15 protein-coding genes and 2 tRNA genes are annotated in these 19544 nt (G+C 68.6%); 11 read left to right on the top strand and 6 right to left on the bottom strand.

Features of this window, described 5'->3' with window-relative positions:
- The 5 genes from IT184_02830 to IT184_02810 form a co-directional block, all read left to right on the top strand.
- Positions 1-943: glycosyltransferase family 4 protein (locus IT184_02830; protein MCC7007727.1), on the top strand; the 943-nt coding region annotated here is incomplete at its 5' end.
- A 123-nt stretch (positions 944-1066) separates the two neighbouring features.
- A tRNA-Gly gene (locus IT184_02825) sits at positions 1067-1141 on the top strand.
- 273 nt (positions 1142-1414) lie between these two features.
- Positions 1415-1488: transfer RNA gene (locus IT184_02820), tRNA-Cys, on the top strand.
- Positions 1489-1688: 200 nt separating this feature from the next.
- Positions 1689-2309 carry an outer membrane beta-barrel protein gene (locus IT184_02815; GenBank protein ID MCC7007726.1) on the top strand — a complete coding sequence of 207 codons (621 nt, stop codon included), beginning with the start codon at positions 1689-1691 and terminating at the stop codon, positions 2307-2309.
- A 136-nt stretch (positions 2310-2445) separates the two neighbouring features.
- On the top strand, positions 2446-3378 hold the full coding sequence (locus IT184_02810; protein ID MCC7007725.1) for a 2-dehydropantoate 2-reductase: 933 nt from the start codon (positions 2446-2448) through the stop codon (positions 3376-3378).
- A 233-nt stretch (positions 3379-3611) separates the two neighbouring features.
- Here the strand turns inward: IT184_02810 and IT184_02805 are convergent, their stop codons facing one another.
- A complete protein-coding gene (locus IT184_02805; GenBank protein ID MCC7007724.1) occupies positions 3612-4163 on the bottom strand; it encodes a hypothetical protein in 552 nt (183 codons plus the stop codon).
- 117 nt (positions 4164-4280) lie between these two features.
- Here IT184_02805 and IT184_02800 point away from each other — a divergent pair, with 117 nt between their 5' ends.
- Together IT184_02800 and IT184_02795 are read left to right on the top strand one after the other, a co-directional pair.
- On the top strand, positions 4281-5819 hold the full coding sequence (locus tag IT184_02800; protein MCC7007723.1) for a hypothetical protein: 1539 nt from the start codon (positions 4281-4283) through the stop codon (positions 5817-5819).
- Between the two features lie 36 nt (positions 5820-5855).
- Positions 5856-7964, top strand: coding sequence for a S46 family peptidase (locus IT184_02795; GenBank protein ID MCC7007722.1), 2109 nt, complete (start codon positions 5856-5858; stop codon positions 7962-7964).
- On the opposite strand, the gene IT184_02790 is transcribed toward IT184_02795, so the two are convergent.
- On the bottom strand, positions 7939-8739 hold the full coding sequence (locus tag IT184_02790) for an endonuclease (protein MCC7007721.1): 801 nt from the start codon (positions 8737-8739) through the stop codon (positions 7939-7941). The genes IT184_02795 and IT184_02790 overlap by 26 nt on opposite strands.
- 113 nt (positions 8740-8852) lie before the next feature.
- Between IT184_02790 and IT184_02785 the strand changes: the two genes are divergently transcribed.
- The 3 genes from IT184_02785 (at position 8853) to IT184_02775 (ending at position 12611) form a co-directional block, all read left to right on the top strand.
- Positions 8853-9809, top strand: a complete 957-nt coding sequence (locus tag IT184_02785) for a cation transporter (GenBank protein MCC7007720.1) — start codon at positions 8853-8855, stop codon at positions 9807-9809.
- Between the two features lie 180 nt (positions 9810-9989).
- Positions 9990-11432 carry a Gfo/Idh/MocA family oxidoreductase gene (locus tag IT184_02780; GenBank protein ID MCC7007719.1) on the top strand — a complete coding sequence of 481 codons (1443 nt, stop codon included), beginning with the start codon at positions 9990-9992 and terminating at the stop codon, positions 11430-11432.
- Between the two features lie 9 nt (positions 11433-11441).
- Positions 11442-12611: an aminotransferase class I/II-fold pyridoxal phosphate-dependent enzyme gene (locus IT184_02775; GenBank protein MCC7007718.1), complete on the top strand. Its 1170-nt coding sequence runs from the start codon at positions 11442-11444 to the stop codon at positions 12609-12611.
- Here the strand turns inward: IT184_02775 and IT184_02770 are convergent.
- From IT184_02770 to IT184_02755, 4 genes are all read right to left on the bottom strand, one after another.
- On the bottom strand, positions 12600-13346 hold the full coding sequence (locus IT184_02770; protein MCC7007717.1) for a hypothetical protein: 747 nt from the start codon (positions 13344-13346) through the stop codon (positions 12600-12602). The two genes, IT184_02775 and IT184_02770, sit on opposite strands and share 12 nt — an antisense overlap.
- 194 nt (positions 13347-13540) lie before the next feature.
- Complete coding sequence (locus tag IT184_02765; protein MCC7007716.1) at positions 13541-14323, bottom strand: fumarylacetoacetate hydrolase family protein; 783 nt, start codon at positions 14321-14323, stop codon at positions 13541-13543.
- Positions 14320-15294 carry a quinone oxidoreductase gene (locus tag IT184_02760; GenBank protein MCC7007715.1) on the bottom strand — a complete coding sequence of 325 codons (975 nt, stop codon included), beginning with the start codon at positions 15292-15294 and terminating at the stop codon, positions 14320-14322. Before IT184_02760 ends, IT184_02765 begins: the two co-directional genes overlap by 4 nt.
- 13 nt (positions 15295-15307) lie before the next feature.
- Positions 15308-17131: a Na+:solute symporter gene (locus tag IT184_02755; GenBank protein MCC7007714.1), complete on the bottom strand. Its 1824-nt coding sequence runs from the start codon at positions 17129-17131 to the stop codon at positions 15308-15310.
- Positions 17132-17357: 226 nt separating this feature from the next.
- On the opposite strand from IT184_02755, the gene IT184_02750 reads away from it, so the two are divergent.
- Positions 17358-19529 (top strand): carboxypeptidase regulatory-like domain-containing protein, encoded by a 2172-nt coding sequence (locus IT184_02750; protein ID MCC7007713.1) that lies wholly within the window; start codon positions 17358-17360, stop codon positions 19527-19529.
- Positions 19530-19544: the final 15 nt, after the last annotated feature.

Raw genomic sequence — 19544 nt, 5'->3', positions numbered from 1 at the left:
GCTTCTGTTTTTCAAGGCAGCCTTCCTGATACCTGATTTTCGTCCCGACCTGATTCATGCGCATCTTCACGAAGGCGCCTTCATCGGGTATTTTCTGAAAAAGCTAGCCGGTGTACCACTTGTTTTTGATTATCAAGGAAGCCTGACCGGCGAATGCATCGATCATGGTTTTTTCGGGGCGACATCCAGGATGGCAGCGCTGTTCAGAAGGATCGAACGCATGAGCAACGGTTTTGCCGACCGGGTCATCACCAGTTCCAGCGCCGCCACGGACGATCTCGTCAAAAACTGGGGAGTTCAACCGCAGCGCGTGACCCCGCTGATCGATGCAGTAGATACGGATATTTTCTGTCCGGGGACACAACGAGAGGGACGTGAGTTGCTGGGGATCTCCCCCGACAGCTTTGTCGTCGCCTACCTGGGGATTCTGAGCCGCTACCAGGGCACGGACCTGCTGCTCGACTGCATTGAACTGTTGAAAACTGGCGGCATCAGGGCACTCTTCCTGATCATGGGCTTTCCCGATGAGCGCTACCGTCGTGAAGCAGAGGCACGAGGACTGTCGGACATGATCCATTTCACAGGAAAGGTCGATTATAACAAGGCCCCGCTGATGCTCTCGGCAGCCGACATCGCCGTGACACCGAAACTGTCGCCGACCGAGGCCAACGGCAAGATATTCAACTACATGGCCTGCGGCCTGCCGGTGGTTGCCTTTGATACTCCGGTCAACCGTGAGGTTCTAGGCAATACAGGGGTTTACGCCACATACGGCGATTCTCAGGATCTGGCCGCAAAGATTACGACTCTGCTTGAAGGCATCGATACCAGGTCCGGCATCTCAGACAAGGTTCGCAATAAAGCCCTGCGTGAACATTCCTGGAATACCCGCGGGCGTCAATTGTCCGAGGTTTACCGGGTCATGCTCACTCAGCAGCCCTGATTACACACAAGAACAGACTCAACGTCCTCAGCTTTTTGTGCGGAGAAATGAGTGAATTTTCCTCAGAGACAACAAAGATGTTGACACCGGCTCTCCAGTCTGATAAATAACAAAACTCACTGCGCGGGAATAACTCAGTGGTAGAGTGCGACCTTGCCAAGGTCGAAGTCGCGGGTTCGAATCCCGTTTCCCGCTCCAATCTTCTTGAATGGCAGGGGCATCTGCCCCCCGTCTCCAGGCCGTCGTTCCGGCCGCACCGTTCAACGGCCGCTCAGCCAGCTCACAGATGGTGTTGTCGATGGCGCGGCGCTGTCCGGCGCTTCGACGATCGCGGCCGCCGCACGCCATTGTTCATGTCGCCGGTCTACGGTAAGCTGACGACGTTCGTTGGCGGTCAGGATGTCTGCGAGAGTTGCTCACCGAAACGCTGGCTGGCTCACGCGATTTCCGTAGAATAGAGAGTCCCACCAGGGCGCCGTCGCCAAGCGGTAAGGCAGAGGTCTGCAAAACCTCCATCCCCGGTTCAATTCCGGGCGGCGCCTCCAACTTTCCTTAGCAAAACCGCGTCGATAAACGAGCTCGGTCTCGTGATCGGGCGACCCGCTAGCCGCCAGCACGCGGACCGAACCATTGGAGTTTCGATCCGGCCATCCGGAACGGCTGGCGTCCAATGCGCCGACGCTACGCATGGACCTGGCGGCACGGCCTTTGCGCCCTGCTCGTGCGCCTGCCTGAGGAGGGCCTGATGTTTCGCACGCAAGTCCTGCTCTTGATGGTGTGTTCGGTCGTGGGCGTCGCCGCGCCGGCGGTCGCGCAGCCGCAACGTGTCGGCCTCGAGGTCGGCGCACATTTCGAGTCGCTGCACGTCGACGACGCCGGCAGCATCAGCACGGGCATTGGTGGCCGGCTCACGGTCGCCGTGGCGCCGTGGCTGGCCATCGAAGGCGAGCTGACGTTCTTCCCGAGAGACGACTACAAGGTCACATCGCGCATCAACGGCGAGGACGTGGGGATCATCTACAACCGTCGGCGCGTCGACGCGCTCGTCGGCGTGAAGGCCGGCATGCGCGGCCCTCGCGTTGGCGTCTTCGGGCGTGTGCGTCCCGGATTCACGCGGCTGACCGATCGCGGTGTGGACTGCCTTCAGGTGTGCGCCCTGATCCTGATCGCGCCTCCGAAGTACGACACCGCGCTCGCCCTCGACCTCGGCGGCACCGTCGAGCTCCATTGGACGCCCAGCACGCTCATGCGGTTCGACGTCGGCGACACGATGATCCGCAATCGCGCCGACGCCACGGCCCCGCCGTTCTCGAGCGGCACGACGCACAACTTCACGACGCGCGTGGGCGTCGGCTTCCGCTTCTGACAGGTCCTGCGAGTCGGCGTTCGGCGCTGGCTTCGCTTCGGAGACCGCGGCGTTCCGCACACGAGTCAACCGCGCGGCTCATCGAACGCGGCGCGCGCCAGACCGGCACGGCATGCGCTAGCATCGCCGCATGCCGTTGTCGTTCACGTTCGTCGGCGCCGGCGCGGTCGGCGGCTTCTTCGGCGCCATGCTCGCGCGGCATGGGCAGGACGTGCGGTTCATCGCGCGCGGGCGGCACCTGGAGGCGATGCGAGCCCACGGGCTTCGCATCACGGGACCGCTCGGCGATTTCACCGTGCACGCCCCGGCCCAATCGGATCCCACCCGATTCGAGCCGGCCGATGTCGTCGTCCTCACCGTCAAGACGTACGACAACGTCACCGCGCTGCCGATCGTGCGGTTGCTCGTGGGACCGAACACGGTCGTGCTGACGCTGCAGAATGGCGTCGACAGCGCCGACGCCGTCGCGTCGGTCGTCGGCCAGTCCGCTACGCTGGCCGGCGCGGCGTACATCGCCACGGCCATCGAGGCGCCAGGCGTCATCCGCCAGACCGGCACGCACCGGCGCATCGTCTTCGGCGAGTGCTTCGCGCCCGCAGCTACCGTGTCGGCGCGCGTGGCGGCGATCGCCGACGCGCTCACGAAGGCCGACATCCAGGCGGAAGCCGTCGCCGACGCGCGGCCGGCGATCTGGGAGAAGTTCGCCTACCTCGCGCCGTTCGCCGCGTTCACGGGTGCAGCGCGGCTGCCATTCGGTCCGCTGTGGGCCGACGCCGAGACGCGCCGCCTGTTCCTCGAGGCTGTCGACGAAGTCGAGGCCGTAGCGCGGGCGCACGGGATCGCGCTGCCGGCCGGCAGCCGGCAGCGCATCGTCGACTACGCGCATGCTCTCGATCCGTCCACACGATCGTCGCTCCTGATCGATCTGCAGGCGGGCAAGCCCATCGAAGTCGAGGCGCTTCAGGGGAGCGTCGTCAGACGCGGCCGTCAGGCCGGCGTGTCGACGCCGATTCTCGCGACGTTGTACGCGGTCTTGAAACCGCATGCGGGCGGACCGATCCGGGGGTGACCGCCGCGGCTCGTCTCGTGCCGACGCTCGTTCTCTCGACAACGCGTGGGCCAAGCTCGCGTTCGGTCCGCTCGTTTCTCACGGCGGCACGTACGGCCGTCCGTGGTGGCGTGAAGCCATCACCGGCGCGGGATTTCAGGTCGTGGAGGAAGGATCGCAGCCCGCGACGGCGTACTTCCTGCTCGTGAAGCCGGCTCGCGACGCTCTGCGTCGGGCACCAGGTAACGGCCTGGTCAGCGCAGGCGGTACCCGACCCACACGACGAAGCGGTTGAAGTAGTTGCCGTCGTGGCCGAGCTGGAGCTCTGGCGACACGGACATCCGCCCCTCGAGCGAGAGCCGCACGCCGCCGCCCGCAGCCAGGAGTCCACGCACGCGTGGAAATCGTGATGACGGCTGGAGCTGCCGATGCGTGACGAGCCCCGCACCGACGATCACGTACGGCCGCACGCGCGCGCCGGGGCCGATGTCGCGGATGGCCTGCACGAGCACGATCGTCTCGGGCTGATAGAACGTGAACGCGGGGCGGTCGCATCGCTGGGCGTGCGCGACCTCCGCTGACACGCCGAAGGCGTGACGGCGGTGCAGCCGCAGGCCGCCGCCGTAGACCCGTTGGCCGCCGTCGGCGCACGTCGAGCTCTCGATGAGCGAGTCGCGCCGGCCCGCGGACAGCCCGACGTCGAGGACGGCTGAATGGTCGGCGGCCTGTTGCGCCATCGCCTCGGGAGCGAAGACGCCCACCAGCATCAACGCCAGCATCAGTGCGAACGAACGCGCAGAGGTCATTTCGGCCGCCCACCCAGTATCTGCGCGAAGCCGGACGGAACAGGCTCACCGCCGCCGGAGTCGGAACGGCGCCCTCGTACCCTCGTACACGCCGGACTGGGTTAGTCTCGCATCCGCATGGCGATTCGACTGCTTGCGGTGTCGCGCACGCTGGCCACGAGTCATCCGCTCCTCGTGTTGGCGATCGTCTGGCTGGTGGTGCGCCTGCTGCTCATGCGCCGGTCGGCCACGCGAATCGTCGCGTGGACGCGCGTGGCCGCTGCGCTGTTCGTCATCTACGCCGTGATTTGCGCCTGGTACCTGTGGGTCCCGCAGTACTCCGATCATGCCGAGCCGGGCGTCGCGGCGATCAGTTGGTCCGTTTCGCACGGCGGGCCGGCCTATCACGCGGACGATGCGCCGGTGCGATTCGCGTTTCCGTACGGGCCGGTGCTGTACGTCGTGAACGGGATGGCGATGTCTCTGCTCGGGCCGTCGCTCGCCGCATCGAAGCTCGCCGGCATTGCCGCGGGTTTGCTGAGCATCGTGGTCACGGGGTGGGCGGCACGGCGAACGGGGCGAGCGGCGCCTGCCGCGGTCGCGGTCACGCTCGTGGGCTACCTCACCTTCGGCTCTGCGTCCTTCTGGGTGCGGCCGGAGCCGGTCGTTCTCTTCGCCGTTGCGGTTGCCCTGCTCGGCCTCAGCAGCGCTTCCCGCGTCGGCGCGGCGGTCCTCATCGGCGTGGCGGCCGGCATCGGCGTCGCGACGAAGATCACCGCGCTCCTGTACCTCGCGCCCGTCATCGCGATGGTGGCGTGGCGCCACGGCGCCGGTGCGCTCGCGATGGCCGCGGCAGTTGCGGCGCCGGTCGCCCTCCTGCCGTTCGCACTGAACGGTCGGATCGGGATGTGGGAGTACGTGGACTGGCTCGAGCGCGCAACGCGTCACGGCATGCGGTGGCGCTCCTTGCCGTCGATGCTCGCGTGGGCGGTGGTGCTCGCGGCACTGCCGGCCGCCGGATTCTGGAGACGCCGGCGCGGCATGCTGGACGACCAGGCGATCGGCCGGATTGCGCTGGCGGCGTGTCTCGTGGGCACGTGCTGGCTCGCCGCCAAGCGCGGCACGGGCCCGCATCATTTCCTGCCGTTCGTGCCGACGCTCGCCTATCTCGAGAGCGTGGCGGGCGGGCTTCTCGCGCCGGCGGCGTGTCGGCTCGGCGTTTCGGTGGTGATCGCGCTCGCGGCCATCGGCATCGTGGATCAGGTCACCTGGATCCGGCCCGTGATGGGCGCCGCCGATTCGCGAACCGTCGCCGAGCTGAAGGCGATGGCCGCGCGACACCCGACGCCGGTCGCGATGGGATACGCGTCCGGGTATCGGCTGTCGTTCCTCCGGCCGCTGCTGGTCTTCGACGGCGGACCCAATCCGATCGACGCCGTCTCGGTCATGGATGCGCAGGTGTCCGGCGAAGCGCTCGCGCCGGCCGTCGTCGCGTCGCTGCGTGCGTGCACGGTGCGCACCTGGCTCGTGCCGAGCGGCAGCGAGCCCTTCGAGCTGACCAGCGCGTACCTTCCGGGGGTCGCGCTCTTTCCGGCGGAGTTCGTGGCGGCCTTCCGGGCGCACTACGTGCTGGTCGAGCGGGGCGAGCACTTCGACGCCTGGGAGTGCGGAGGCTGACGCCTGATTCGGCGCGAAGTGCGCTATCGTGCGGCTATGCAGCGCAGACAGTCGGTCGTGGCGGCGGTGGTCGTCGCGTTGGCGCCGGTGGCGTACTTCGCGGTGCTTCGTGGAGACGAAGGGATGTGGACGTTCGACAACGTCCCTCGCCAGCAGATTCAGCAGAAGTACGGCGTCACGTTGACCGACGCGTGGCTCGGCCGGCTGCAGCAGTCTGTCGTGAGGCTGGAAAGCGGCTGCACCGGATCGTTCGTCTCGTCCGACGGGCTGATCCTGACGAACCATCATTGCGCGCAGACCTGCCTCGCGGAGAACTCGACGTCCGCGCGCGATCTGGTGGCCGCCGGCTTTCAATCGGCTGCCCGGTCCGGCGAGCTTCGGTGCGAAGGGGAGCAGGCATCCATCCTCGTCGACACGCGGGACGTGACGTCCGAGGTCACGAGCATGCTCTCGGGCGCGGCGCCGGCGGATCTGGCGCGGATCCGGAATCAGACGTTGACGCGGCTCGAAGAGCAGTGCGAGGCCGCAGCGACGCAGGCCGGCCGTCCCCTGAAGTGCGAGGCCGTGACGCTCTATCAAGGCGGCCAGTACTGGCTCTACGAGTACAAGCGATACGACGACGTGCGGCTCGCGTTCGCGCCCGAGGCCGAGGTCGCGGCGTTCGGCGGCGATCCGGACAACTTCCAGTTTCCGCGCTGGTGTCTCGACTTCTCGCTGCTGCGCGCCTACGAGCAGGGCAAGCCGGCGACGCCGCCGGCGCACCTGACCATCGACTGGGCGGGGCCGAAAGCACACGACCCCGTGTTCGTCGCCGGCCACCCGGGCACGACGCAGCGGCTGCTCACGGCCGAGCAGTTGAAGACGCAGCGGGACGTCTTCCTGCCGTTCTGGCTGCTGCGGTATTCCGAGCTGCGCGGGCGGCTGATCCAGCACTCCAGGTCGTCGGCCGAAGCCGCGCGTGAAGCGAAGGACCTGCTCGACACAATCGAGAACAGCCACAAGGTACGCCGGATGCAGCTCACGACGCTGCTGCGGGATCCGGTGATCGACCGGCGCGCGGCCGACGATCGCGCGCTGCGCGATGCGGTCGCCGGCCGGACGGACCTGGCCGGGCAGGTGAGCGCGGCATGGGACGACATCGTGCGCGCCGACGCGGTCTACCGCGAGATCCTGATGCCCTACACCTGGATCGAGAGCGGCGCGGGATTCGACAGCGACCTGTTCTCGTATGCGCGCCAGCTCGTGCGGGCGGCGGCCGAGCGCACGAAGCCGAATGCCGAGCGCCTCCGCGAGTACACGGACGCGCGGCTCCCCGCGCTGCGGCAGTCGCTGGGCGCGGCCACGCCGGTCCATCCCGCGGTCGAGCAGGTCCGGCTGTCGTTCGCCCTCGAGCGCATGCGCGAGTACCTCGGCGCGGATCATCCCGTGGTTGCGCGGACGCTGGGCGCGTTGTCGCCCGATCGCCGCGCCCGTGACCTGATCGCGCGATCGACGCTGGCCAACGCCAACGCGCGGCTCGCGCTCTTCGACGGCGGCGAGCAGGCGATCGCGGCGAGCAAGGATCCGATGATCGCGCTGGCGCGGGCGATCGACGCCGACGCGCGTGCATTGCGGACGCGGTACGAGAGCGAGGTCACGGCGCCCACGCAGCGCGCGCAGCAGGCGCTGGCCGATGCGCGCTTCGCGGCGTACGGCGCCAGCCGCTATCCCGATGCGACGTTCACGCTCCGTCTGTCATACGGCGCCGTCGACGGCTGGATGGAGAACGGCCGCCGGGTCGAGCCCGTCACCACGCTCGGGCGGATGTACGAGCGCGCCACCGGCAGCGAGCCGTTCGTGCTGCCGAAGCGGTGGCTGGCGGCCAGGTCGTCGCTCGATCCGACGACGCCGGTGAACCTCTCGACGACGAACGACATCGTCGGCGGCAACTCAGGGAGCCCGATCGTCAACGCGGCGGGGGAGATCGTCGGGCTGATCTTCGACGGCAACATCCACTCGATCGCCGGCAGCTACTGGTACGACCCGGCGAAGAACCGCTCGGTCGCCGTCCACCCGGCCTACATTCGCGCGGCGCTGCGCGACGTCTACCGGGCGTCCGCGATCAGCGCCGAGCTCGGCGTCAGCGGGCCGTCGCCTGCCCGCTAGGCGAGCGGCCGAACGGCGGCCGCCGCACGCGCTGGCAGCGCACACAGAAGAAGCTGCGCCGCGCGCGCTGGCCGTGCACCGCGCGCGAGACCTTGCCGCCGCACGATGGGCAGACGCTGCGGCCGTAGATCTCGAGGTGGCTCCGCAGCGCGAACTGGCGGCGGAGCTCGAGGAACCGGAACGAGAACACGCGCGCGTCGGCGACGATGGCGGCAAGCCTCGCCGCGCCGAGACGGCCCACCCGCGCGAACGGGCTGGTCCGCGTGCGAAAGAGCACTTCGTTCTTGATGATGTTCCCGACGCCCGCGAAGATGGCCTGGTCCAACAGAACGTCGGCGATCTCGCTCGCCCGATACAGCCGCGCGCGCTCGAGCGCCGCCGCGGGATCCCAGGCGTCGGAGAGCACGTCCACCGCGAAGTCGTACTCGTCGCGGGCGCGCGGCAGATCGAGGTACCGAAGCGACGCGCTCCAGATCGTGATCTCGCCGTTCGGGAACGCAAGCACGAGCCGCGGCGGCCCCGTACGCCGGTAGTCTCCGGTGACCGACGCGCCCCTCACGGTTGCCGCGAACGTCCCCCAGAGCAGGAAATGCACGCGCAGGGCGAACGTGTCGAGCTGGAACACGAGGTGTTTGCCCCAGGCGAAGATGTCCGCGACGCGCCGCCCGCGCAGCCGCTCGATCCCGATCGTGCTGTTGCCCGAGACCGCGCCGATCCGCCGGCCGACGAACGGCTGAAGCTGTTCGGCGGCGAGATGGATCGACGGGCCTTCCATCCATTCAGGCTACAGGGTTTCGGGCTCGCTGCGGCCGGCCGGAACGCCTGAGGGCCGTCGCTTGGCCGCCTCGCAGGACCCGGCTATGCTCGAAGTCGTTCATGAGGACGCTCATGACCGTCGTCCAGGTCTGTGCCGTCGTGGCGTTCGCGGCGTCGCATCACCATGGACACGGCCACCACCACCACCCGCACGGCTCCGCTCGTGGGGATCTCGACCGCGCCTTCGCCTTCGGCGTCGGCCTCAACCTGGCGTTCGTCGTCGCGCAGGTCGCCTTCGGCCTGCTGGCGAACTCGCTCGCGCTCGTCGCGGATGCCGGCCACAATCTCTCCGATGTCCTGAGCCTCGGCCTCGCCTGGTGGGCGAGGCGGCTCGAGAAGCGCGGTCCCACCGTCACCCACACGTATGGCCTGCGCAGCGCGTCGATTCTCGCCGCGCTGACCAACGCCGTGCTGCTCCTCTTGACGATGGGGGCGCTCGGATGGGAGGCGATTACGCGGTTCGGCGATCCGGTGGCCGTCGACACCACGCTCGTCATCCTGGTCGCGAGCGTCGGCGTGCTGGTCAACGGCGCGAGCGCGCTGCCGTTCCTGAAGGGGCGGCACCAGGATCTGAACGTCGGCGCGGCGTACGCCCATCTGCTGGCGGACGCCGGCGTCTCGGCAGGCGTCGTGATCGCCGGGATCGCCATCCGGTTCACGGGCGCCGGCTGGATCGATCCGCTCGTCACCCTCCTCATCGTCGCGATCATCGTCCACGGTACGCGAGGGATGCTCCGCGACTCGCTGAACCTCGCGCTGCACGCCGCACCGCGAGGCATCGACGTGCGGGCCGTCCACAACCAGTTGACGCGGGTGCCGGGCGTTGCCGGTACGCACGACCTGCACATCTGGGCCTTGAGCACGACCGAGACGGCGCTCACCGTCCACCTCGTGCTGCAGCCCGGCGCCAAGGAAGGGGCAGTGCTGGCCGACGCGACGGCGATGATCAAAGACCGCTTCGCCATCAACCACGTGACGATCCAGATCGAACGTCCGGCCGCCGAACCGATGGAACTGAGACGGTCCTGAGCTCGGAATCAGCGAGCGGGACCTGCGGTTCGGCGAGCCGAAACTGCAGGTCTGCGTCGTGAGCGATGGGGGGTGAGGCCGCGAATCGTGGCGCGAGCGCGAACGCGGGGCCCCCGCGACTCTCGGCTCGGGACCGCCTCGACCCGATGTACCATGCCGCGATCTCTGGGGAGGTGCGCCGTGGCGGACGGGAAATCGATGCAGCGTCGGATGTCGCGCCGGGAATTCGCGTCGAGGCTTGGTGCGGCGGCGGCCGCTGCCGCCGTCGGGAGCGGCACGGCCCCGCGCGTCGTCCGCGCGTCACCGTTGTCGCGGGTGCTCGGCGCCAACGACCGGGTGGTGCTGGCGAGCATCGGCGTGCGCGGCCAGGGGAACAGCGTCAAGCGCGGCTTCGCGCGCCTGTCGAACGTCGAGATCAAGACGCTCTGCGACATCGACGCCAACCTCGCGCCGTCGCGCGTGAACGACGCGCAACTGAAGGACGTGCCGTCGTTCAAGCCGGGGTTCACGCAGGACCTTCGCCGCGTGCTCGACGACAAGGACGTCGACGCCGTCATCGTCGCCACGCCGAATCACTGGCACGCGCTCGCGACCCTCTGGGCGCTCGACGCCGGCAAGCACGTCTTCGTCGAGAAGCCCTCGTCGCACACGATCTGGGAGGGCCGGCGGATGGTCGAGGAGGCCGCGCGGACGAAGAAGATCGTCCAGGTCGGGCTGATGAACCGGAGCCGGCCCGCCGTCCGCGAGGCGATCAGGTTCCTGCACGAGGGCGGCCTCGGCACGCTGTACCTCGCCCGCGGTCTGTGCTTCAAGCCGCGCGCGCCGATCGGCAAGTATCCCGACGGGCCGATGGCCCCGGGCGAGAAGTTCGCGTTGACGACCACGTCCACGACCTACGAGCCGACGTACGACGCGGCGTACCTCTCGAAGGTCGACTACGACCTGTGGCTCGGCCCGGCGCCGGCGCGCCCGTTCAACCGGAACCGCTTCCACTACAACTGGCATTGGCATTGGGATTACGGCAACGGCGACACCGGCAACCAGGGGCCGCACCAGTTCGACATCGCGCGCTGGGGCCTCGGCATCGCCGAACATCCGGTGCGCGTTCGATCGTACGGCGGCTACTACGGACCGGAAGCCTCGCAGGAGACGCCCGACACCGAAACCGCGATGTTCGAGTACGCCGACGGGCGGATGATCGAGTTCGCCACGCGTGGTGAGTTCACCAACGACGAGGGCGGCGTGCGGATCGGCGTGCTGTTCTACGGCGCGAAGGGATGGCTCTGGATCGACGAGTCCGGGCGGAAGTGGCAGTCGTATTTCGGTCCCAAGAACGAGATGGGGCCCGGCACCGAGAACCCGAACGGTCCGGGGCCCGGCGGCCCGGAGAACCCGCACTACCAGAACTTCGTGGACGCGATCCGCGCCAACGATCGGAAGGTGCTGACCTGCGACATCACGGAGGGGCACCTGTCCTCGTGCCTGCCGCTGCTCGCGAACATCTCGTACCGGTTGGGGCGCCAGGTCGCCTTCGACGGAAGGGCCGAGCGGTTCGTGAACGATCGCGAGGCCGACGCGCTGCTCACGCGGCCGTACCGGAAGGGCTTCGAGGTGACGAAGTAAGATCACGGCATGTCGAAGCCGTCGGGTCGTCTCGAAACGAAGCTCATCCACGCCGGAGAACCCGATCCTCGCGTGGACGGCGCCGTGGTCCTGCCGATCTTCCAGACCGCGATGTTCGAGACGGGCGATCAGGCCGAGCGCTACGACGACATCCGCTACCTGCGGCTGAGCAACTCGCCGAACCATCTCGTGCTGCAGCGGAAGCTCGCCGCGCTCGAGAACGCCGAGAGCGCGCTCGTGACCGCAAGCGGCATGGCGGCGATCTCCACGACGCTGCTGGCGCTGCTCCGAGCCGGCGATCACCTGCTCGTGCAGGACTGCCTCTACGGCGGCACGCACGATCTGCTCACCAAGGACCTGCCCGCGTTCGGCATCACCTTCGATTTCATCGATCCCGCCGATCCGGCGAGCTGGGGCGCCTCGCTCCGGCCCGGCACGAAGGCGATCTACCTCGAGACGATTTCCAATCCGCTGATGGAGGTCGCCGATCTCGAGGCGGCCGTGGCTTTCGCGAGGGCGCGCCACCTGGTGTCGATCGTGGACAACACGTTCGCCAGCCCCGTGAACTTCAGGCCGGTCGAGCACGGGTTCGATCTCTCGCTGCACAGCGCGACGAAGTACCTCAACGGCCACTCCGACATCGTCGCCGGCGCGTGCATCGGGAGAGCGGAGCTCGTGGCCGCCGTTCGCCGCAAGCTGAACCATCTCGGCGGCTCACTCGATCCGCACGCGGCGTTTCTCCTGCATCGCGGCCTCAAGACGCTGGCGGTGCGCGTCGCGCACCAGAACCGGAGCGCGCAGGCGATCGCGGAGTTCCTGGCATCGCATCCGGCGGTCGCGGCCGTCCACTACCCCGGATTGCCGACGCATCCCGATCACGCACGCGCGCGGGCGCTGTTCGACGGTTTCGGCGGCATGATGAGCTTCGAGGTGCACGGTGGCGCCGAGGATGCCGAGGCGTTCATGCGGCGGACGCGCATCCCGGTGGTGGCGCCGAGCCTCGGAGGTCCCGAGACGCTGGTGACTCGGCCGGCGGCCACCTCACATCTTGGCATGGCGCGAGCCGATCGCGAGCGTCTCGGCATCAGCGATCGGCTGATCCGGATGTCGGTCGGGCTCGAGGCGACCGAGGATCTGATCGAGGACCTCGATCAGGCCCTGCGCCCCTCAGCGAAATAGCGGCAGACGTCCGACTCGAGCGTCGATCTCGGCGACGAGCGTGTTGTACGCCGCGCCGCCGACGCCGCCGAACCTGCGCGTGAGCTCGGCTTCGGACAGATTGTCCGGCAGGCCCGCGATCGCGGGCATCATGGCGTCTTCGGTCAGCCCCGCGGCGACTTTCCGGTGCAGCTGGTGCGCCGACTCGTCCGACGTGCCGGCGACCTGCCCGAAGATCGTGCCCGCCCGATCGGCCGCCAGATCCGAGAACGAGAAGCCGCTGCCGCCGCGCGCATCGCGCAGTTCCTTGTAGAGGCCGATCATCGCGGCGAGCGGCTCGCCCGCCATCGCGGCGATCAACGCCGACACGGTGAAGTGCTGGGCCAGATCGCCGCGCCCGCGAAGGACGATGGTGCGCCGGGCGGGGCTGGGCCAGGCACGCGCTTCGGGGACGACCGCGCTGATTGGCCACCCGTTCACGTAGAACGCCACGGCGAGGAGCACGCTGCGCGATTCTTCGGCAGCGTCGCCCGTCCGTCCGCGGGTTTCGGCGAGGGCGAGCATCGGCTGGAGCAGGTCGACGAGCGAGGACTGCGGCGCGAGCTGGCTCGCGACGTCCACCAGCCGCTCGTGGTACGCCCGCCACTGCGCGAGGTTCGGCGTCGGGCGCGGCGCGGGCTGCTGGGCGCGCGCCGGGCTGGCGAACGCCAGGATCCCGAGCAGCAGGGCCACGAGGATGTTGGATTCCGGCCTCATGATTTGCCATGTCGCGCCGTCGATCTCGAAACGAGATCAGGGCGGCGCGGTGAGTTCGATTCTACGCCGCGCGGCGCCCGCGGGTCAGAGGGCGGGACGTGTCTGCTCGAGCGACAGCCGCAGGACCGCCAGTGCGACGGTGAAAAGGCTCCCACGCAAGGCGCGACCTGTCCTGCGCTCGCGTTTCTGGGCCGTCATGAGACGAAGCTCGCGGCGATCGAGCCGAGCGCGCCGAAGTCCATCGCGACGGTATCTCCGGGCATCACCGCCACGGGCTTCACGCACGTGCCGGTGATCACGACGTCACCGGGTTGCAGGCCGGGTCCGTACTGCGCCAGCTCGTTGGCCAGCCAGGCGAGCGCGACCCGCGGATCGCCGAGCACGTTGAATCCGCCGCCGTCGCCAGCGGGTTCGCCGTTCCTGTAGGCGTGAACCGCGTGCCGCGCGAGATCGACGTCGCGCCAGCTCGCGGGGGCGGCGTGGCCGATCAGGAACCAGCAGGCGCAGGCGGTGTCGGCGATGAGCTGCGCGGCGCCGACCGCCGTGAAGTCCACGTAGCGCGAGTCGGGCACTTCGATCGCGGGATGCAGGCTCGCCGTCGCCGCGAGCACTTCGTCGACCGTGTAGGCCGATGCGCGGCGCGGCAGCGCCGCGGCGATCCGGAAGGCGAACTCGGGTTCGGCGACGTTCATCACGTTGCCGGCGAGCGAGACGGGCGTGCCGGAGGTGAGGCGACGATCGGCGTAGAGCCGCCCCGCCAGCGGGCCATCCACGTTGATGTGCTGTTGGCCGGCCAGACTCGTGGCGGCGATCTTCCAGCCGGCAGCAACGAAGCCGGTCAGCCGTCCGATTTCGGCCTGCACGGCGTAGCCCTCGGCTCTCGTCGCCGGCCGGCACGACGCCGGCAGCGCGTCGATCCGCGCGCCGCGCCGCCAGTGATCCCAGAGGATCGCCGCGGCCTCCGCCGCACGCGTCACGAGCGAACCTTCAGCACGAGCTTGCCGGTGGTCTTGCGTCCCTCGAGATCGCGGTAGGCGCCGGCCGCCTCGTCCAACGAGTACTCGCCGCCGATCCGGATCGTCACCTGGCCGCTGGCGATCTGGCGCATGACGTCGTTGACGCGCCACGTCAGCTCGTCGTGCGTCGCCACGTAGTGGGCGAGGTTCGGGCGCGTCAGGAAGAGCGAGCCGCGCGTGTTCAGGACCGTCGGGCTCATGGGCTCCACCGGGCCGCTCGACTGGCCGAACAGCACCATCATGCCGCGCGGGCGGATCACCTTCAGCCCCTTGTCGAAGGTCGCGCGACCCACCGAGTCGTAGACGACGTCGACGCCGTGCCCGCCCGTGATCGTGCGCACCTCGTCCTCGAAGTCCTCCGTCGCGTAGTTGATGGCATGGTCCGCGCCGAGCGCGCGCACCTCGGTCACCTTGGCGTCCGTGCCGGCCGTACCGATCACCCGCGCGCCCCGGCCCTTGGCCATCTGCACGACCAGGCCGCCGGCGCCGCCCGCCGCCGCGTGCACGAGGCAGGTCTGTCCGGCTTGCAGCGGGAACGTCGAGTGCGTGAGGTAGTGCGCGGTCGTGCCCTGCAGCATCGCCGCGCCGGCCGTCCTGAAATCCACGTCGTCCGGGATCTTCGCCAGCAGCCGGGACGGCACGGCCACGTACTCGGCGTGCGATCCGCGGTGCATGGCGAACACGACGCGGTCGCCGGGCTCCACCTCGGTGACCTCGTCGCCGACGCGCTCGACCACCCCAGCCCCTTCGCTGCCGAGCACGATCGGCCGGTCGCTCGCGTACAGACCGGTGCGGAAGTAGACGTCGATGAAGTTCACGCCGCTCACGTGGATGGCGACGAGCGCATCCTTGGGACCGGGCACCGGGACCGGCGCCTCGTCGAGGACGATGCGCTCGGGACCGCCGGGCTCGACGACGACCAGCCGTTTCATCTTCGCCTCCTCGTCAGCGCGAGGCCTCCGCCTCACCGCCCCACAGATCGCTCACGATGCGGATGAGCATCGCCGTCGAGAGCGTGAACACCGCGCCCAGCAGCCACGCCTGGAGCGTCCGGCCGTACAGGATACTGCCCACCGTGAAGAGCGCCGACCAGATCGACGTGCAGCCCACGACCCAGCCGAGGAGCGCTTGCGGCACGTTGCCGCGCGCGACCCGATCGGCCGGATCGTTCGGCGCGATGCCGGCTGCCCGGCGGATCGGCTGCCAGCCCGCGCCGGCTGGCCGCACCTTCCGATAGAACGCGATCAACACCTGGCGGTCGGTTGCCGGAGCGAGATAGGCGGCCGCGACCCAGCAGATCGTCGTCGCGGCGATCGTCACGAGCAGGGCGACGTGCGTGCTGAACACCACGCCGTTCCGGCTCAGCACGAGCAGGAGCACCGACACGAGCAGCGAGCTCACCATGGCGACGACCTCGCACCAGGCGTTGACCCGCCACCAGAACCAGCGGACGAGGTACAGCAGCCCGGTGCCGGCGCCGATCTGGAGGATCACGTCGAACGCGTCCTTGGCGGACTCCATCAGGTACACCATGCCGGACGAGGCGACGAACAGCAGCACGGTGGCGAGGCGCCCCATCTGCACGTAGTGCTGCTCGGTCGCGTCGCGGCGGATGAACCGCCGGTAGAAGTCGTGCACGAGGTACGACGCGCCCCAGTTGAGGTGCGTGAGGATCGTCGACGAGTTGGCCGCGATGAGGCCGCCGACCATCAGCCCGATGAAGCCGGTGGGCAGGAACACCAGCATCGCCGGGTAGGCGATGTCGTGGCCGAGCAGGCTCGGATCGAGGTTCGGAAACGCACGCTGGATGTCGGACAGCTCGGGGTACACGATGAGCGACGCCAGCGCCACGAGGATCCACGGCCACGGGCGGAGCACGTAGTGCGCGATGTTGAAGAAGAGCACCGCGCCGAGCGAGTCCTTCTCGGACTTCGAGGCGAGCATGCGCTGCGCGATGTAGCTGCCGCCGCCCGGCTCCGCGCCGGGGTACCAGACCGCCCACCACTGCACGGCGACCGGCATGATGAAGACCGCGACCGCCATGTCCCACGAGCTGCGGAAGTCCGGCAGGAAGTTCAGGTAGCTCACGCCGCCGGGGCCGTGGAGCGCCGACACCTTCGCGACGAGCGCGTCGAGGCCGCCGACCTGCGGCGCCGTGACGGCGAAGTACGCCGCCGCCGTGACGGCCGACATCTTGATGAAGAACTGGATCATGTCGATGACGAGCACGCCCCAGAGACCCGAGACGGTCGCGAACGCCACGTTGAGCAGCCCGCCCATCAGCAGCGTCTGCCACCGCTCCAGCCCGAAGAGGATCCCCGCGATCTTCACGGCGGCGAGGTTGACCGTCGCCATGATGATGCAGTTGAAGATCAGCCCGAGATAGACCGCGCGGAACCCTCGCACGACCGAGGCGGCCGTCCCCGAGTACCGCAGCTCGTAGAACTCGAGGTCCGTCAGCACGCCCGATCGGCGCCAGAGCCGGGCGTAGAAGAAGACGGTCGCGACGCCGGTCAGCGTGAAGGCCCACCACACCCAGTTGCCGGCGACGCCGTTGCGCCGCACGATGTCCGTCACGAGGTTGGGCGTGTCGCTGCTGAACGTCGTGGCCACCATCGAGAGGCCGCCGAGCCACCACGGCACGGCGCGTCCCGACGCAAAGAACTCCGACGTGCTCTCGCCCGCCCGCTTGCCGAAGAAGAGCGCCGGCACGAAACAGAGCAGCAGCGAGGCCGCGACGATGATCCAGTCGAGGAGGGTGAGGGACATGGGCGACCAATACTATCGGGACATCGGGCGATCGCGGTATCGGGTATCGATGCGCCGCGCGAGGTCCACGGCCCGGCGGCCTCGACGTACATGCTAGGATGCGGGTCTTGACACAGGTTCGATGCACCACCGATCCGCTCAGGCGAGGTCCTGGCCGGTGGCGCAGCGCGCGTGTGAGCCGATCCGGCGGCGCGAGCGCCCGGTCGGCGAACGCCAGGGAGAAGGTATGAGGAAGCAGGTCGTGATCTCGGCACTCTCCGTGACCGCCTTGTGGGCGGGGGCCCTGACCGGGGTTGGCGCGGGGCAGGCTCAGAACGCCAGCGGGGCAGTGAGCATCGACGCCGACGACATCGGCGGCGTGGTGCGCAGCACGAAAGGGCCGGAAGCCGGCGTATGGGTCGTCGCGGAGACGAGGGATCTGCCGACCTGGTTCAGCCGCATCGTCGTCACCGACGAGCAGGGGCGGTACGTCGTGCCCGACCTGCCCAAGGCGAACTATCAGGTCTGGGTCCGCGGCTACGGCCTCGTCGATTCCGCGAAGACCACGACCGCGCCCGGCAAGGTCGTGAACCTCACGGCCACGATCGCGCCCGATCCGAAAGCAGCCGCGCAGATCTATCCCGCGCAGTACTGGTTCTCGATGATCGACATCCCGGCCAAGAGCGAGTTCCCGCTGCAGGAGAAGCCCTCTCCGGCGACGCAGGCCGAGTTCGTTCGCGCGTTGAACACCGATACCTGCGTCTCCTGCCACCAGCTCGGCACGAAAGCGACGCGGGAGATCTCGCCGACGCTCGGCACCTTCGCCTCGCCGGTCGAGGCCTGGGCGCGCCGCGTGCGCTCCGGTCACGACGGGGCGAACATGGACGGCCAGTTGACCGGGCTCGGACGCAACCGCGCGCTGAAGATGCTGGCCGACTGGACGGATCGGATCGCGAAGGGCGAGGTGCCGACCCAGGCGCCGCCGCGACCGCAAGGTCAGGAGCGCAACGTCGTCATCACGCAATGGGACTGGGCCGACCCGCGTGAGTACTTCCACGACGTCATCGCGAGCGACAAGCGCAACCCCGCAGTCAACCCGTACGGCGAGGTGTTCGGCCTCCACGAGAACTCGTCGGACCACATCACCATCCTCGATCCCGTGAAGCAGAGTTGGCGTCAGTTGGTCATCCCGCGCAAGGAAGGCGCGCCGGTGGCGGGCCGCGGCGGCACCATGGCCGCGCCGTCGCCGTACTGGGGCGACGAGATCATCTGGAACACCGTCGTCAACGGGCACAGCAACGAAATGGACCACAAGGGGCGCGTCTGGAACACGACGTCCACCCGCACGGGTGCCGAGCTGCCCGACTATTGCAAGGAAGGCTCGAGCAACCCGTCCGCCAGGCTCGCGCCCATCGCGGCGGGCCGCGGCGGAGGCGGCCGGCAGTACACCGTGCTCGATCCGAAGACGAACACGTGGCAGGTCGTCGACACCTGCTTCACCACGTTCCACCTGAACTTCGACAACGATCCGAACAACACGATTTGGAGCGGCGGCGGTGGGCTGGTCGGCTACGTCAACGTGAATCTCTGGGACGAGACGAAGGACGCCGGCCGGGCGCAGGGCTGGACACAGCAGATCGTGGACACGAACGGCAACGGCAAGCGCGACGCGTTCGTCGAGCCGAACCAGCCGGTCGATCCGGCCAAGGACAAGCGGATCCAGGCGAGCTGCTACGGCATCATGGCCAGTCCGGTCGACGACGCCGTCTGGTGCTCGCACACGGGCTTCCCGGGATCGCTCACGCGCATGAGCCCTGGCTCGAACTTCCCGGAGACCGCGCTGACGGAGATCTACCAGGTGCCCTACAACGATCCGCGCGCGTCCGGCTCCGGCTACGGGCCGCGCGGCATGGACGTCGACCGCGACGGCGTGGCCTGGACCGTGCTGTCGAGCGGCCAGCTCGCGAGCTTCGATCGCCGCAAGTGCACGGGACCGCTCAACGGACCGCAGGCGGCCGACGGCAAGCTCTGCCCCGAGGGCTGGACGTTCTATGCCGTCCCCGGGCCGAAGCACAAGGGCGACGTCGACGCCGCCACGGCCGACTCGAACTACTACAACTGGTCCGACAAGTTCAATTCGCTCGGCCTCGGCGAGAACGTGCAGATCGCGACGAGCAACCAGGGCGGTGCGCTGCTCGCGCTCGTCAACGGTCGATGGGTGATCCTGCGCGTACCGTACCCGCTCGGCTTCTACAACAAGTCGATCAACGGACGCATCGACGATCCGAAAGCCGGCTGGAAGGGCCGCGGCCTTTGGACCGGCTGGGGCAACCGCAACCCGTGGCACAACGAGGGCGGCAAGGGGAAACCCGGCATGGCCGTGCACTTCCAGGTGCGCCCGAACCCGCTGGCGAAGTAGCGGGCAGACCAAGGA

It is taken from the genome of Acidobacteriota bacterium (assembly GCA_020853395.1).
Classification (GTDB): domain Bacteria; phylum Acidobacteriota; class Vicinamibacteria; order Vicinamibacterales; family SCN-69-37; genus JADYYY01.
The sequence above is the reverse complement of the archived record's forward strand: the minus strand, read 5'-3'. Positions and strand labels throughout refer to the sequence as shown.

Excerpts from the sequence above, each read along its gene's own strand:
- IT184_02775 (MCC7007718.1), top strand. The coding sequence starts at position 11,442 with ATGTCGAAGCCGTCGGGTCGTCTCGAAACGAAGCTCATCCACGCCGGA.
- IT184_02795 (MCC7007722.1), top strand. The coding sequence starts at position 5,856 with ATGCAGCGCAGACAGTCGGTCGTGGCGGCGGTGGTCGTCGCGTTGGCG.
- IT184_02785 (MCC7007720.1), top strand. The coding sequence starts at position 8,853 with ATGACCGTCGTCCAGGTCTGTGCCGTCGTGGCGTTCGCGGCGTCGCAT.
- IT184_02755 (MCC7007714.1), bottom strand. The coding sequence starts at position 17,131 with ATGTCCCTCACCCTCCTCGACTGGATCATCGTCGCGGCCTCGCTGCTG.
- IT184_02805 (MCC7007724.1), bottom strand. The coding sequence starts at position 4,163 with ATGACCTCTGCGCGTTCGTTCGCACTGATGCTGGCGTTGATGCTGGTG.
- IT184_02800 (MCC7007723.1), top strand. The coding sequence starts at position 4,281 with ATGGCGATTCGACTGCTTGCGGTGTCGCGCACGCTGGCCACGAGTCAT.
- IT184_02815 (MCC7007726.1), top strand. The coding sequence starts at position 1,689 with ATGTTTCGCACGCAAGTCCTGCTCTTGATGGTGTGTTCGGTCGTGGGC.
- IT184_02790 (MCC7007721.1), bottom strand. The coding sequence starts at position 8,739 with ATGGAAGGCCCGTCGATCCATCTCGCCGCCGAACAGCTTCAGCCGTTC.
- IT184_02770 (MCC7007717.1), bottom strand. The coding sequence starts at position 13,346 with ATGAGGCCGGAATCCAACATCCTCGTGGCCCTGCTGCTCGGGATCCTG.
- IT184_02750 (MCC7007713.1), top strand. The coding sequence starts at position 17,358 with ATGAGGAAGCAGGTCGTGATCTCGGCACTCTCCGTGACCGCCTTGTGG.
- IT184_02760 (MCC7007715.1), bottom strand. The coding sequence starts at position 15,294 with ATGAAACGGCTGGTCGTCGTCGAGCCCGGCGGTCCCGAGCGCATCGTC.